This window comes from Sphingomonas sp. EU05-FHT14C10, assembly GCF_058790595.1.
In genome coordinates, this window is record NZ_JBYTEN010000012.1 from 39915 (window position 1) to 52882 (window position 12968).

Annotated in this window: 26 protein-coding genes; 13 read left to right on the plus strand and 13 right to left on the minus strand. The window is 65.3% G+C overall.

The annotated features are described in order from the left end of the window. Positions 1-178: 178 nt before the first annotated feature. The 13 genes from nusG to AC3WT0_RS12870 all read right to left on the minus strand — a co-directional run bounded on the left by nusG (position 179) and on the right by AC3WT0_RS12870 (position 6757). Positions 179-691 carry a transcription termination/antitermination protein NusG gene (nusG, locus tag AC3WT0_RS12810; RefSeq protein WP_492753788.1) on the minus strand — a complete coding sequence of 171 codons (513 nt, stop codon included), beginning with the start codon at positions 689-691 and terminating at the stop codon, positions 179-181. Next, positions 688-1551, minus strand: coding sequence for a hypothetical protein (locus AC3WT0_RS12815; protein WP_492753789.1), 864 nt, complete (start codon positions 1549-1551; stop codon positions 688-690). The genes nusG and AC3WT0_RS12815 overlap by 4 nt, the downstream gene beginning before the upstream one ends. Next, a complete protein-coding gene (locus tag AC3WT0_RS12820; protein WP_492753790.1) occupies positions 1548-2780 on the minus strand; it encodes a DNA-methyltransferase in 1233 nt (410 codons plus the stop codon). The genes AC3WT0_RS12815 and AC3WT0_RS12820 overlap by 4 nt, the downstream gene beginning before the upstream one ends. Then, positions 2777-3067: a helix-turn-helix domain-containing protein gene (locus AC3WT0_RS12825; protein ID WP_492753791.1), complete on the minus strand. Its 291-nt coding sequence runs from the start codon at positions 3065-3067 to the stop codon at positions 2777-2779. Before AC3WT0_RS12825 ends, AC3WT0_RS12820 begins: the two co-directional genes overlap by 4 nt. After that, the gene (locus AC3WT0_RS12830; RefSeq protein WP_492753792.1) at positions 3064-3594 is read right to left on the minus strand and encodes a hypothetical protein; all 531 of its coding nucleotides are present in this window, start codon (positions 3592-3594) and stop codon (positions 3064-3066) included. Before AC3WT0_RS12830 ends, AC3WT0_RS12825 begins: the two co-directional genes overlap by 4 nt. After that, positions 3594-3812 carry a hypothetical protein gene (locus AC3WT0_RS12835; RefSeq protein WP_492753793.1) on the minus strand — a complete coding sequence of 73 codons (219 nt, stop codon included), beginning with the start codon at positions 3810-3812 and terminating at the stop codon, positions 3594-3596. Before AC3WT0_RS12835 ends, AC3WT0_RS12830 begins: the two co-directional genes overlap by 1 nt. Further along, on the minus strand, positions 3812-4099 hold the full coding sequence (locus AC3WT0_RS12840) for a hypothetical protein (protein WP_492753794.1): 288 nt from the start codon (positions 4097-4099) through the stop codon (positions 3812-3814). The genes AC3WT0_RS12835 and AC3WT0_RS12840 overlap by 1 nt, the downstream gene beginning before the upstream one ends. Before the next feature lie 2 nt (positions 4100-4101). Beyond that, entirely contained in the window at positions 4102-4689 is a 588-nt protein-coding gene (locus tag AC3WT0_RS12845) for a hypothetical protein (RefSeq protein ID WP_492753795.1), read from the minus strand. A gap of 3 nt (positions 4690-4692) precedes the next feature. Next, the gene (locus AC3WT0_RS12850; protein ID WP_492753796.1) at positions 4693-5619 is read right to left on the minus strand and encodes a DUF2303 family protein; all 927 of its coding nucleotides are present in this window, start codon (positions 5617-5619) and stop codon (positions 4693-4695) included. Between the two features lie 38 nt (positions 5620-5657). Further along, the gene (locus tag AC3WT0_RS12855) at positions 5658-6074 is read right to left on the minus strand and encodes a YfdP family phage-associated protein (protein ID WP_492753797.1); all 417 of its coding nucleotides are present in this window, start codon (positions 6072-6074) and stop codon (positions 5658-5660) included. Positions 6075-6076: 2 nt separating this feature from the next. Continuing rightward, on the minus strand, positions 6077-6241 hold the full coding sequence (locus AC3WT0_RS12860; RefSeq protein ID WP_492753798.1) for a hypothetical protein: 165 nt from the start codon (positions 6239-6241) through the stop codon (positions 6077-6079). Between the two features lie 94 nt (positions 6242-6335). Further along, positions 6336-6554 (minus strand): hypothetical protein, encoded by a 219-nt coding sequence (locus AC3WT0_RS12865; RefSeq protein ID WP_492753799.1) that lies wholly within the window; start codon positions 6552-6554, stop codon positions 6336-6338. Then, positions 6551-6757 carry a hypothetical protein gene (locus AC3WT0_RS12870; RefSeq protein WP_492753800.1) on the minus strand — a complete coding sequence of 69 codons (207 nt, stop codon included), beginning with the start codon at positions 6755-6757 and terminating at the stop codon, positions 6551-6553. The genes AC3WT0_RS12865 and AC3WT0_RS12870 overlap by 4 nt, the downstream gene beginning before the upstream one ends. A 102-nt stretch (positions 6758-6859) precedes the next feature. Here AC3WT0_RS12870 and AC3WT0_RS12875 point away from each other — a divergent pair, with 102 nt between their 5' ends. From AC3WT0_RS12875 to AC3WT0_RS12935, 13 genes are all read left to right on the plus strand, one after another. After that, positions 6860-7507, plus strand: coding sequence for an XRE family transcriptional regulator (locus tag AC3WT0_RS12875; protein WP_492753801.1), 648 nt, complete (start codon positions 6860-6862; stop codon positions 7505-7507). After that, positions 7486-7902 carry an HIRAN domain-containing protein gene (locus tag AC3WT0_RS12880; RefSeq protein WP_492753802.1) on the plus strand — a complete coding sequence of 139 codons (417 nt, stop codon included), beginning with the start codon at positions 7486-7488 and terminating at the stop codon, positions 7900-7902. The genes AC3WT0_RS12875 and AC3WT0_RS12880 overlap by 22 nt, the downstream gene beginning before the upstream one ends. A 107-nt stretch (positions 7903-8009) precedes the next feature. Continuing rightward, positions 8010-8288 carry a hypothetical protein gene (locus tag AC3WT0_RS12885; protein WP_492753803.1) on the plus strand — a complete coding sequence of 93 codons (279 nt, stop codon included), beginning with the start codon at positions 8010-8012 and terminating at the stop codon, positions 8286-8288. Then, positions 8288-8410 (plus strand): hypothetical protein, encoded by a 123-nt coding sequence (locus AC3WT0_RS12890; RefSeq protein WP_492753804.1) that lies wholly within the window; start codon positions 8288-8290, stop codon positions 8408-8410. Before AC3WT0_RS12885 ends, AC3WT0_RS12890 begins: the two co-directional genes overlap by 1 nt. Next, positions 8407-8622: a hypothetical protein gene (locus tag AC3WT0_RS12895; RefSeq protein ID WP_492753805.1), complete on the plus strand. Its 216-nt coding sequence runs from the start codon at positions 8407-8409 to the stop codon at positions 8620-8622. Before AC3WT0_RS12890 ends, AC3WT0_RS12895 begins: the two co-directional genes overlap by 4 nt. Continuing rightward, complete coding sequence (locus tag AC3WT0_RS12900) at positions 8619-8822, plus strand: hypothetical protein (RefSeq protein ID WP_492753806.1); 204 nt, start codon at positions 8619-8621, stop codon at positions 8820-8822. The genes AC3WT0_RS12895 and AC3WT0_RS12900 overlap by 4 nt, the downstream gene beginning before the upstream one ends. Then, positions 8815-9519: a hypothetical protein gene (locus tag AC3WT0_RS12905; RefSeq protein ID WP_492753807.1), complete on the plus strand. Its 705-nt coding sequence runs from the start codon at positions 8815-8817 to the stop codon at positions 9517-9519. The genes AC3WT0_RS12900 and AC3WT0_RS12905 overlap by 8 nt, the downstream gene beginning before the upstream one ends. Next, positions 9519-9809, plus strand: coding sequence for a hypothetical protein (locus AC3WT0_RS12910; protein WP_492753808.1), 291 nt, complete (start codon positions 9519-9521; stop codon positions 9807-9809). Before AC3WT0_RS12905 ends, AC3WT0_RS12910 begins: the two co-directional genes overlap by 1 nt. Then, the gene (locus AC3WT0_RS12915) at positions 9802-10176 is read left to right on the plus strand and encodes a hypothetical protein (protein ID WP_492753809.1); all 375 of its coding nucleotides are present in this window, start codon (positions 9802-9804) and stop codon (positions 10174-10176) included. The genes AC3WT0_RS12910 and AC3WT0_RS12915 overlap by 8 nt, the downstream gene beginning before the upstream one ends. Continuing rightward, a complete protein-coding gene (locus AC3WT0_RS12920) occupies positions 10169-10690 on the plus strand; it encodes an XF1762 family protein (protein WP_492753810.1) in 522 nt (173 codons plus the stop codon). The genes AC3WT0_RS12915 and AC3WT0_RS12920 overlap by 8 nt, the downstream gene beginning before the upstream one ends. A gap of 10 nt (positions 10691-10700) precedes the next feature. Next, positions 10701-11954, plus strand: coding sequence for a DNA cytosine methyltransferase (locus AC3WT0_RS12925; protein WP_492753866.1), 1254 nt, complete (start codon positions 10701-10703; stop codon positions 11952-11954). Further along, the gene (locus AC3WT0_RS12930) at positions 11951-12631 is read left to right on the plus strand and encodes a hypothetical protein (RefSeq protein WP_492753811.1); all 681 of its coding nucleotides are present in this window, start codon (positions 11951-11953) and stop codon (positions 12629-12631) included. The genes AC3WT0_RS12925 and AC3WT0_RS12930 overlap by 4 nt, the downstream gene beginning before the upstream one ends. Further along, positions 12624-12968 (plus strand): hypothetical protein, encoded by a 345-nt coding sequence (locus tag AC3WT0_RS12935; protein WP_492753812.1) that lies wholly within the window; start codon positions 12624-12626, stop codon positions 12966-12968. The genes AC3WT0_RS12930 and AC3WT0_RS12935 overlap by 8 nt, the downstream gene beginning before the upstream one ends.

The following is a 12968-nucleotide window of genomic DNA, read 5'->3' on the forward strand; positions in this document are numbered from 1 at the left end:
GTATGGAATGAAGCCTGTCCACGCTCTCGCACGTCGCGGGAAGCGCGTGGCTTCCACCGCGTGATAGGCGAGGGCAGTAAGGTCTCCGACCAGCCGGACCAACTCGCCGATGCCGCTGCGATGCGGAACAGGATGGGAACGTGTGTAAATCATTCAGGGAACGAAGGGAAGCGCCAAATCACGCGGCCTGCGCCGTCGACGGGCGAAGAAGGAACGTGCTGATCTCCACCTCCAGCCGACCGCCGAAGCAGACCAGCGTGCATCGCCCGTCGCCCCGCTCGACCACACCCGACATGCCAGCGAAGGCGCCTTCGGGCACGCGCACGATCTCGCCCTTCCTGAATGCCTTGACCTTCTGCTTGGGCACGGCGCGCAGTTCGGCGGAGCGCAGGGCCTCGAGCGCGACATCATCGATCGCGGGCACGCGGCTATGCCAGCGGAAGATCGAGAACTCGGCATGGTCCTTGATGGCCCGTTCGGCCAGGCGGCGCAGATCGTCCAGATGGTGAGCCCGAGCGAATATCCACGTCGGCATGATCGGCACGCGGCGCTCGCGCTTCGCCTTGGATCGCGGCACGCGACGCTGCTGCACCTCCATGGGCGTCCAGACGTCGAAGCCAGCCGCCGCCAACGAATTGGTGAGGCTGAGCGTGCACGACGGCTTCGTACGCAGCATGATCCAGTCCGTCATTTCCCGTCCCCCGTTTCGGCTGGCGCGGCGGCGCGCGCGCTGATCTGTTCAACCAGCCGCTCGTAATCGGCGGCTTCGTCCTCGCGCCCGATCCGACGCGATTGCCGCGCGGCAGCGGTATATCGTTCGATCAGTTCAGCATCGCTCAGCGGGCCGGCGGCGGCCTTGCCCTTGGCAAAGCGCACGCCCGCCTTCTCGGCGCGCTTCACACGCTCGGCGACCTGCACGATGCGGTCGCACCACGTCTTGGGCCAGTCGATCTTGCGGGCGCGCTGCCGGCCCTCGCCCTGCCAATAGTTGAGGAACGCCTCGGCCTCGGCCTCATAGGCTCCATCGGGCCACTGCTCGGCCAGCGCACGGGCGGCTGGCGGCAGTTCCTCGATCGGCGGCGGGCTCCATTCAGGATCGATCCTTTCGCCCCGCTCACGCCGCGCAGCCCCCTTGGGGGGCGAAGGAGCGTTAGCTCCTTGGGGGATATGGTGGTTATATGATGGTTTGGGCGCACGACGTGCGGGGGTTTCGCGCACGACGTGCGCCCCGCATTTGCTGCGCCCCGCATTTCGTGCGGGGGTGTGATCGAGCGGCAGGGTATCCTGCGGGTGAACGGTGTAGATCACACCCTTGCCCGGCCGTTCATCGCGCGAAAGATGGCCGGCGTCGACCAGCCGGCCGATCGCCTGCTGGATGCAGCGCTCGCTGAGCGACGTCTTCTGGCGCAGGCCCAGCCGGCCGTTCCGACCGGACATGGGCAGCCACGTCAAACCGTCGTCGTTCGCGCCGTCGGCGAGCGCCATCAGCACCATCTTGTCTGTGCAGGGCAGATCCATGCGCCAGACGACGTTGATCAGGGCGATGCTCATGCGGCGGCCCCCACGAACATGTCGGCCTGGCGCTTATCGTCATCCGCCAGCCGGCGTTTGCCGCGTGCCGGCGCGGCCTTGATCCGGTTGCGCGCCATCTCGGCATACTCGGGATTCAGTTCGATCAGGATGGCATCGCGGCCCAGCCGATCGGCGATCAGACCCGTCGTGCCCGCGCCGCCGAAGGGATCGAGGACGAGGCCGCCAGCCGGGCAACCAGCCATGATGCACGGCGCGACGAGCGCAGGCGGAAAGGTGGCGAAATGCGCTTCTGAGAAGCCCGCCGTGGCGATGTGCAACACATCAAGCTCAGCGATTTCGCCGGGGATGATCGCCGACAGATCAGGCTCGTAGTTGCGGAGATAGCGATCCTCAACGACGGCGGTGGTCGCGGCATGGAAACTATCGTTCGCACGATCGTGTCGACCAGCCATGGCCGATTTTGGGCCACAACCTGCGGGTCGACCTTTCTCGCGTCCGTTACGATGGTGGAAGCCGTGAGCGCCGGGGGCGGTATCCCAGCCGTCGGGCATCTTGTAGCCTTTGGCGATGCGCGAGTGGGTGTTGCCGCTAACCGGCATCTTGACCGCTTCGCTGTCGTAGAACGACTTTCCCGACTTGGTGAGCAGGAACAGCTTTTCGTGCGCGGTGGACGGGCGATAGCGTCCGCTGCTGTCGGGCATCGGGTTGGGCTTGCCCCATATGATCTCGGAGCGGACCCACCATCCGGCATCCTGCAGCGCGATGGCCAGCCGGTTGGGGATCATGCACAGGTCTTTGGGCTTCAGCGTGCCGCCAGCCATGATCCGGCCGGGGGTGTCCGGCGGCGGCGATCCCTTCAGCGTCGAATGGTTGCCCCTCCGATCGCGCTCATGCTCGCGGGCGTAAATCGGCCCGACCGTGCTGAACGGCTTGTCGCGGAACGTGCGATCGTCGGTGCCGGCGGCCTTGGTCGCCGCCGCGCTGCGTCCGTTGGGCTTCGTCGCATAGCAATCGCCGTAGTTGAGCCACAGCGTGCCCTCGGGCTTGAGAACGCGGCGCACCTCGTTGAACAGTTCGACCATGACGCGCAGATGCTCGCCAAGCGTCGGCTCCATGCCCATCTGGCCTTCGACGCCATAGTCGCGCAGGCCCCAATAGGGCGGGCTGGTGACGCAGCAGTCTACGGAATCGGGCGGCAGCTTGCGCAATTCCGCGAGCGCGTCGCCGATGATGATCTCGACGCTCATGCGGCCTCCAATGCGCTGCAAAGCTGCGCGAAATCCTGATCCTCGCTGATCAGCGCCTCGGCGCGCTGGAATGCGTACAAGATCGTCGTGTGGTCGCGTCCACCCAGCGCCCGCCCGATTGAGCGCGCAGACTTGCCAAGCTCGCGCCGGGCGACGTGGCACACGGCATAGCGGGCGCGCGTGTTCGCCTTGCGCCGGCAGTCGCCGAGGATTTCGCCGCGCGAAAGGCCGGTGAGGTTTGCGGCACGGCGCACGATCGCTTCGACCGTCCCGGGAACGGCGGTCATCGGCGCGCCTCCGCCGCGCGCTTCGATTGCGGCAGTTCACCCGTCTTGGCGAACGTCCGCGCATCGGCCGCGATCTGCTCGAGGATCATCCGCTTGGCCTCGGCGGCGCGGAAGCGCTGATTGGAGACGAGCGAGCGATAATCGGCGCGATATTCCAGCGGACACCAGCCCATGTAGAAATCGGACTGCTTGCGCGCGGCGCGGCGCCGGGCCGGCGACCCGGCTGGCGTCAGGATATTACCCTTGCGCAGCGATCCAACCTTTTTGCCCCGCTCGACCAGCCGAGCGCGAAGCTCGGGCTTTTCGGCCAGCGCCCGCCGCCAGCCGGCTTTCATCCGCGCGGCATTCTTCGCGCGTTCGTCGGGATCGGCGCAGCGCGCTTTCATGGCGATACGGCATTTCTCCCGCTTGGCGGCATCGCGGCCGACGATCTGGCTGGCGTGGCGCTGGCACATCGTGCCCTTGCGCCGGGGATTGTCCGCCAGCGGCGTCGTGCATTCGGGATGGGAGCAGACGAGGGCGGCCATCAGAACGGCACCTCGTCGGGAACTGTGAAGCGCTTCGTTTCGAAGGCTCCGCACACGGCGGAATAGAGTGGCGCGACGACGAAGAACTTCTTGCCCGGATAGACGCGCGCCAGCCGTTCGGCTTCGGCTTCGGCGGCATCCTGCGTTCCGTGGCAGTGCCTGGGCGGCGTCGGTCCCTGCGGGCACCAGACCAGATAGAAAGGCACATGGTTATCCATCAGCGATTCTCCTGAAGGGCACGGGTCTTTTCCTCGCGGGCGATCCGTTCGGCCTCGCGCTGGCGCGCCGCGCGGGTACGGCCGCCCGCGCTCAGCCGATCGCGCAGAACGGCAATGTCGCGGTCGTTCTGGCGGCACTTGCCGGCGAGCGCCTTGCGCTGATCGACGAGGTCGCGGCAGTGGGCGTCCAGCCGCACAGAGCGGTCGCGCTCGATCAGCCAGAGGACGAACAGTGCGAACGCCAGCGCCGTCATGACCGTGGCGAGCATCGGCCAGATTGCCAACATGGCTATGCCCCCCATTTCGCGCTGAGCTTCGCCAGCCGCGACCGCAGTTCCGCGATCGATTGCTCGCATGCGGCGTGATGTTCCTGCTCCAGCGCAGCGAGCGTCACGATATCGGCGCGGATCGACGCCAGTTCGGGCGGCTCCTTCAATTCGCCGAAGCACGTCTGACGGAACCGGGTGACCATGGCGGGTGCGAGGCCGGTTTCAGAGGCGACCCGCGCATCCGAATAGCCGCCGCTATATGCGCCCTTTTCCTTGTCGAAATGCGATTGCAGCAATTCGAACATCTGGCCCTGCGCCTTCATGGCGCTGTCCGACTGCGTCGATGCCATTTTCGTCTTCTCCCTTTTGGCGGCGGCGATTTCGGCCTGGCAGTTCGGGCAGAGCCGTTTGCGGACATCCCAGCCGCGCGCGCTGAATTTCTGGTCGATCTGGTCTTCGGGCGGCATCGAGGTCGCGAAATTGACTTCGCCGCCCTTGTCGCAGCGCGAACAGGCCAGCGACGCGACAAGCGTCCGCTGGCCCATGCCGGGACGGGATCGGAATGCCCGCCCGTCCCGGCCGTCACGATAGGCGTGACCGCGCGCCATCGGTTATTCCGGCTGGCCGAAGAAGAGCGGCAGCTCGGTTTCGACCCGCACGCGCTCGCACGCCTCGGAGAAGGCGTTGTCGAACGCGCGATCGGCGCGCCACAGATCGTACCAGAACTTCACGCCCTCGCCCGTCTTGCGATACCGGAGGCGCGCCGCGATCCGGTATGGATGGCCGTTGCGGAAGACGGGGATGGCGATCAGGAATACGCTCGGCACGCGCAACTTGTTACCCGATGCGTCCAGATGCTCGGACTGGAAGGAAATCTGCCCTTCGCCGCTCGACAGCCGCACTGCTTCGCGGACAGATGATTCCTCGTTGACGACGAGCCCGCGCGACAATTCGAGCAGGCCGGCCGACGAGGCGATCGACGATGCGCCGCCCGCCGAGTTGATGAATTTCTCCAGTTCCTCGGGCAGTTCGTCTTCGCCAGCGATCAGGTCGAGCACGTCGGGCAGGCGGTCTTCGATGAACAATGCGAAGTCGCGCATCGACATGACGACGCCGTTCGCCTTGATCCAAGCCTTCCACTCGTCGGAGAGCGGGAACGCGAAATGACCGCGATGGCGGCCGTGTCGCTGCGTACCGTCCTCGATGCCGCCGGATTCGTGATAATCCAGCACCGTCGTGATCGACGGGCTAACGCGATCGTCATTGGCGAAGATAGCGCTGCCGTCATCCTTGAAACGGTTCGCGTGATCGATGATGCTGCCGATCGTCGTGAACTCCGCAGTGCCGCGACGGAACAGCGGCACCTCGCGATAGGGGTCGAACATCGCGGGGTTGATGGCGCTTGCGCCGGTCGCCGTCAGAACGGCGAGCGCGGCCACGTCAGTGCCCGGCTCTTTCAGCGTGCGCACCTCGGGCTTGATATAGCTCTCGACCAATGCGCGCGCTTCGGCGATCGGCCCCTTGTTTTCCTCTGACATTGGATTGTCCTCTGCTGGGTGGATGGTGACGGCGTGGATCAGGCGTCGCGGAAGCGGCCGTCACCGCCGCCACCGCTCGCATCGCGGATTCCGAAAAGCTGGTGCTGGCCGGGGCGCACGCGCGTGAAGCGGTTGTCCTCGGTCTGCCACATGATCGACTTGGGCCGGCGGTCGACCGGCTCGGAGACCTTGAAACCCGTCTTGATCTCGGTGACCTGGCCTTCCTGCACGAAGTCCAGCGTGATCGTGACCTTGCCCTTCGACTTGCCACCGTTGGCGATGGCGTGGTCGTTCATCTTGGCGGCCAGATCCTTGATCGCTTCGTAGCAATCGGCGTCGAACTGGCCGTCCTCGAGATTGCGGACGAATTCGCCCAGCGTGTTGCAGGCGCCCGGCACCATGCCGCCGTCTGCGGCGCGCGTCGGCTGGTCGATAATGGGGTTTGTTTCACTCATGCTCACTTCTCCCTTTCCGGCGCGGACAATCCCGCGCGCTCGTTCCACTCGGGGTCGGTGATGATCGCCGCCGGATAGACGTCGCCGATCGCTTCCCAGCCCTGCTGGCCCAGACGCCACCGCCGGAATGGCGGGCGCGTTTCTTGGTTCGCCGGATCAGCCTTCACGGCCCCGGCGCAGTCCTTTCCGGTCATGTCGTTTCACTTCCCTCCCGGGCGCGTTAACTAATTAACTAGTTGAATTAACTGCGAATTGCTCTTGTCAGGTCTTCCCACCGCATGGGATGCGGTGGGGATGACGAAGCGAGCAGTCAGAAAAGGTGCAGGCCCGGGCTTCGGGATGCCACGCGCTGATGCCGCACCGATTGCAGGTGCTGGCAGCGGCGTCGCCATGCTCATCGTTGGCGGGCTCTCCGCGGCAGAAGCGGACGGGCATCAGGCGGGCCACGCACAGGCCGGCGGCGAGCGCGAGGCCGCTCATGCCGCCTTCCTCGACTGGATGCCGTGGAAATCGTTGGCCGTGACCTTGCCGCCCGTCTCGCGCACGATCGCGGGCATGGTCAGGCGATCGGGGATGCGGAGGCCCAGCGCATACCGGCGCACGGCCTCGCCGCTGCGTCCGATCCGCGCGCCGAATTCGGCGTACGTCAAATCCTTTTCGGTCAGCCAGTCTTTGAGGGGCATGGAATGAACTCCTTACAACACCACTATGGTGTTACCAGCCGCCCGCAGTCAACACCAAATTGGCGTATTCCGTCGTCACACCATTTTGGTGCATCCTTGGGCGTGGCAACCGTCAACAACATCGAGGCGCTGCGTGAGGCGCGAGGCTGGAAGCGGCCGGAGCTTGCGCGCCGCATGGGCACCAGTCCGCAGCAGATCGAGCGGCTGGAAAAGGGGCTGAGAAGGCTCACTCGCGAATGGATCGACCGCGCAGCCGACGCGCTGAGCGTCGAGGCGGCGGCGATCATCACCGATGGCGCGCTGCCGGACGTGCCAGCCGCCGTTGAGCCGGCGACTGAGGGATCGGTTGCGCTCCGCGTGGTTGATCTGGGCTATTCGATGGGCGACGGGGCGAACATCGACGACTATGTCGAAGAAGGGGCGATGGAGTTCGACGCGGCGCTGCTGCGGTCGATCACCAGCTCGCCGGCCGTAAAGCTCTACGTCGCACGCGGCGATGGCGACAGTATGTTTCCGACGATCATCAACGGAGACATGGTGCTGATCGACACACGGCAGCGCGAACTCAACCTGCAGGATCGTATCTGGGCGTGCAGCATTCTCGGGGCCGGCGCTATCAAGCGGCTGCGGCGCGTCGGCAAGGAAACGATCGAGGTGCGTTCGGATAACGCTCTCACCGGCAACCGCGATGTCGACGCGGCGGACGTCCATATTCTCGGGCGGGTGATATGGATCGGCCGCAAGGTCTGACCAGCCGCGCGCTGAGCCTCGCCGTTGTCGGCGCGGACTACCCCAACAGGCGCGGCCCCGGCAGGCGATTCGAGATAGCCTTGTGTCGGCCAGGCGACATCATCGACCTGATATTGGAGCCACGCAACAAGGCCGATCGCAATGCCGTTGCGGTGTTCAGTGAGCGTGGCGTGCAGATCGGCTATGTCACCGCCGAGCGAGCACCTTGGATCGGCGGCATGATCCGCGACGGGCGCGACGTGACCGCCATATTCCAGCAGCAGACGGCATATGGAGCCGTCATCCGGGTCGGCATCGACGTCGAGCCCACACTCCCGACCATTGCTTCCGAATCGCAACGCCGTGCCGGAGGCGACGACACCGGCTTCTGGCCCGATCCGGTGTGGCCAGATTGAAAATTCAACACCAATAACACCGAAACGGTGTTGACGCTGTAACACCGATGTGGTGTTATTCCTTCACCGGCCGGACGCATGGTGCGACCAGCCGGGGGAGGAAATCCATGGTCGACAACACCACGCCGCCCATCGAGCGGGCTCATTGCGCCAAGCCCGGGAGGGTGGCGCTCATCCCGCTTGACGGGGACAAGGTGCTCTCCGTGCCTGCCGATCGTCTTGGATTGGGCGTGGTCGGGGAGGGGCCGGACGCGGAAATTCGCATCCACTTGGTTGTCGGCAACTATGCGTCCCACGCCGGCATGGACGCGCAGTCCGCGCGAATGCTGATGGCGAACATCGCCCGTGCGCTCGAGATCCTCGGCGCTGACGGCAGCACCAACTGATGCGCCCGCTCGAAGACGAAGCGCGCGAGATCACCATCCCCTACGCGCTCGCCCTGTTCTGGGTGGCGCTGGGTGTGGCGTTCTTCTTCTTCCTGCCGATCCTGTTCGTGGTGCTGCCATGAAGCTCGATCCGGTCAGCGCGCGCATGCGGGTGGACCTCGGGCCGCCGCAGTGCACCGGAAAGGATGGCTATCCCAGCCATGGCGAGGCCCTGCGCGTCCTGCGCCGCCTCAATGCCCGCCGCAACATCGCCAATCGCGCCGGCCGGCGCGGACTGCGGACCTACCGCTGTCCGCATTGCAGGCTCTGGCACCTCGGGAGTGATGCCCTGTGAATCTCGACCATCTGAAGAACGCGCCGTTGCGCGTCAGCGACATGCCCCCCGATTCGCTGCGGCGCTACTGCGCAATGCGGCACGAGCAGCACCGCGACGCTTGGTTGCGCCAGCGCGCGCGGCCGACGCTTTGGCAGCGCCTGGCCGCCGCGCTCGCGGGCGCCAGCCGGGCGGGTGCGAAGGCCGGCAGCAATGGCTGAGCCCTTTTCCGAAATCCTGCCGATCCCGGCACCTCGCGAACTGCAGCTGCCGACGCGCGACGATGCGATCGTCTTTCGCGTCACGCCATCGCGCATCAATCCTTGGCGCGGGCGGCGGGCAGACGGCAGCCGCTTCACTGGAAACCAGCTTTTCGTGATGCGGGAGCAGAATATGGACGAGGACTGCCGCGACGTGATCGTCGTGCGCAGTCCTTCCCTGCCGAGCGAGGTGCCCGGCGACCCTATTCCGGGCTTGCTCGTGCTGGATTTCGTCCAGCCGGTGTTCGTCATCCCTTGCCCCGTCCTTCGCCGATCGCGAGACCGGACGCGGGCGCAGGTGATCGCCGCTGATGGCTCCGTCCTCTGGATCAATGCCGACGGCACGCTCGAGGACAAGCGTTCCGCTGAGCGCGGGGCGTCGATCGGCGAGAAGGCCGACTATGTGCGCGCCGAGAGCCGCCAGCCGGCCGGCGATCATCATTGCCACTGGCCGGGCTGCCAAGAACGCGTGCCGCCCGCGAAGTGGGGTTGTCGCCGGCATTGGTTCGCCCTGCCGGCCGATATCCGCACGCGCATCTGGCGAGCGTTCCGGCCGGGTCAGGAGCGGAGCAAGACGCCCAGCCCCGAATATGTAGCCGCCGCGCGCGCCGCGCAGGACTGGATTTCCGAGCAGCAAAATCAGCGAGGGCAACGTTGATGGCGAAGGTCAGCACCCGCGATTTCGAGGAGTATAGCTGGCGCGTCGGGCGGCCATATCTGAGCGCGGGGCTGTGGGGCCAAGGCGGCTCCCATAGGGCAAGCATCTACCGTCACCCCGAAGGCGCGGTCGAGATCGACGAATACCGGGCGGGCTTCACGTCCATGGGCGTGACGATGAACGGCCATCACTACCGCCGGCGCTGGGAGGCGACCTGGGGCGACAAGACGCTTGCCCGTCTCGCCCGCCAATTCATCGAGGATATCATGAACGAGAGCCAAAATGGCTGATCTCGACATCGACACGCGCCACCTTCAAATTTTGCGCCATTCGCTTGGCTTGGACGAAGCGGGACGCGGCACGATCTATCGCAACCATTTCGTGACCGGCGAAGGCAGCACCGATCACCCCGATTGTCTCGCGCTTGTTGACGCCGGGCTGATGAAGCGCCGCGCGGGCAACGCTTTAACCGGCGACATGGACCTGTTTCTTGTCACCGATGAAGGCAAGGCCGTCGTCACAGCGATGGCTCCCCCGCCCGAGAGGCTGACGCGGGCGCAGCAGCGATACCGCGAATGGCACAATAGTGGCGCGGCCGACTGCGGGTGGTCGTTCGGAGATTGGCTCAAGCGTCCGAAAGGCATCCCCCATGCCTAACCGCACAGATATAGACGCCATCGTCGAGGGGATGAAACTGCGGATCGCGCCATGCAGTTTCGATGTCGCCGCAGATTTCGTTCGCCAGCATCATCGGCACCATACTGCGCCGGTCGGGCACAAGTTTAGTTTGGCGGCTATGCTCGGCGAAGAGATCGCTGGCGTCGTGATTGTCGGCCGCCCTGTCGCGCGACGACGGGATGACGGACATACCCTAGAAGTCACGCGCCTCTGCACACTCGGCCACAAGAACGCCTGTTCGTTTCTCTACGGAGCGGCAGCGCGCGCCGCCTTCGCGCTGGGTTATTCGCGGATCGGGACATATGTCCTTAAGTCCGAGCCGGGCACTTCGCTGAAAGCTGCGGGCTGGAAGCTGATCGCTGAGACGCCCGGAAAATCGTGGTCGGTCCCGACAAGGCCGAGATTGGACAAGCACCCGCTCGTTCAAAAGATGCTGTGGGAAGCGACCGTCGCTCCCGTCCGCTCCGCCCTCCTCGAAGCTCGGGAGCGGTGACGTGGATCGCATGAACCCTGCCAGCATCCGATATCTCGACGTGTGCGCCGGCATCAGCGCCAGCACCGTGGCATGGAAGCCGCTGGGCTGGGAGGCGGCGGCCTATTCGGAGATTGAGGCCGCGCCGCGCGCAATCCTCGCCCACCACTATCCCGACACGCCCTTGCACGGCGATTTCACCACCATCCGGGGCGATGAATATGGACCAATCGACCTTCTTGTGGGGGGAACCCCCTGCCAGGACTTCAGCATCGCCGGTCTCAGAGCGGGATTGGGCGGTGACCGTGGCAACCTGTCGCTCCAGTTTCTGCTGCTTGCTCGCCGAGCACGCGCCCGCTGGGTCGTTTGGGAGAACGTCCCCGGCGTTTTTTCCAGCCTTTCCCACGACGCTCCCGATGCGCGTCCGCCGTTCCACGACCTGGACGATGACGACGGACCCGAAGACGGGAAGGAGATCGTGGTTGAAGACGAATACGAAGCTGACGAAAGCCATGCTCTCGGATGCTTCCTGGCCGGACTTTCAGAACTCGGGTACGGCCTCGCCTACCGAGTGCTCGACGCTCAGTTTGCCGGAGTTCCACAGCGCCGCCGTCGCATCTTCGTTGTCGGATATCTTGGAGACTGGCGACGTGCCGCAGCGGTTCTTTTTGAGCGCCACAGCCTGTCGGGGCATCCTGCGCCGAGCCGAGAAGCGGGGAAAGTCGCTTCCACCATCCCTAGCCGCAGCACTGGAGGCGGTGGCCTCGGGACCGACCTCGACTGCGATGGGGGACTGATCGCCAGCACGGGCGATGTAGCCCACTGCCTCAACGCAGGCGGCATGGGCCGGCAGGATTACGAGACCGAGACGCTGATCGCGCACGCGCTGCGCGGTGAAGGCTATGACGCCAGCGAGGATGGCACCGGACGCGGCACACCTCTCGTGCCGGTATGCTTCGGATCTAAGCTGGGCACTCGCGGCGGTGATATATATTCTGATCTTTCGCCAACGATGCGGAGCGGAAAAGATGAGGGCGCGCGCCCTCCTGCCATCGCACATGGTGCCGCCGTTCGCCGGCTCACCCCGCGCGAGTGCGAGCGGCTTCAGGGCTTCCCCGACGACTACACGCTCGTTCCCTACCGCAAGGGCATGATGGCCGATGGCCCGCGCTACAAAGCGCTGGGCAATTCGATGGCTGTTCCCGTGATGCGGTGGATCGGCGAGCGCATCCAGATGGTCGAAGGCTTCTCCGCTCAATCCGACACGATGGGAGCAGCAGCATGACGAGCGCAGAGAGCGAACGCGCGGCTGTGGTGGCGAAAGATCGCGGCTGCCTATTCAGCGCTCCGATGGTCCGCGCATTGCACGGAGACAGGAAAACCCAGACGCGGCGCTTGGGGACATCGCCCCTTCGCCGCGTTGAGATCGGTGACCGTCTGTGGGTGCGCGAGACTTGGCGCGTGGCGCCCGATGCGTGTGAGGGGTGGCCGCCACAAGATGTTCCGTGTCGTGGCTGGATCGATTACCGAGCCGGCGGGGATGCGGAAGTATCAGCGCCATCGTTCAGTCACGTGCTCGATGCTTTTGGAAAGAGCGTCGATGTCGATTGGGATGCGCTTCCCGACAACTGGCGGCCCTCGATATTCATGCCGCGCTGGGCTTCGCGTCTCACGCTGATCGTCGAGGACAAGCGTTTTCAGCGCTTGCAGGACATCAGCGAGAAAGACGCCAAGGCGGAGGGCACCACGGAGCCCACGCTCCGAGCGTTGGGCGGCGCCTTGGCGCAGGCGGCTTGGTCCGAACGCCAAGTGTATAAGCGCCTCTGGGACAGCCTTCACACCAAGCCCGGCGAGCGTTGGGCCGACAACCCCGAGATCGTAGCGCTGACGTTTCGCGTCGTGCGCGCGAACATCGACGCCCTCGAGCGCGGCGATCACCTGAAAGGACAGAGCGATGGGTGAGGTGAGGCCACTCCACGAGTGGAACGAAGCATATGGCGACGTGCTGTGGTGGCTCTGGCCTATCGAGCAGCCGCCGTATGTCGGAACGCCGAACGACATCGGTCACGTCGTTCAGATCGACATCGGCGTCGCTGCGTCGGACGGGCGGCACGAGGCCGGCAAGATGAAGATGAGCGTTGGCGGTTGGCCTTGGTGCGACGCGGACGAGGAAACCGAAGCCAGGTTATTCTGGACCGAGCTTCCCGACATCGACGCGATCGATGTCGCCATCCGCGATCACATTCGCGGCGGCCCTGATCCGTTCACCCACCCCACAGGAGGCCCAAATGAAGAGTGA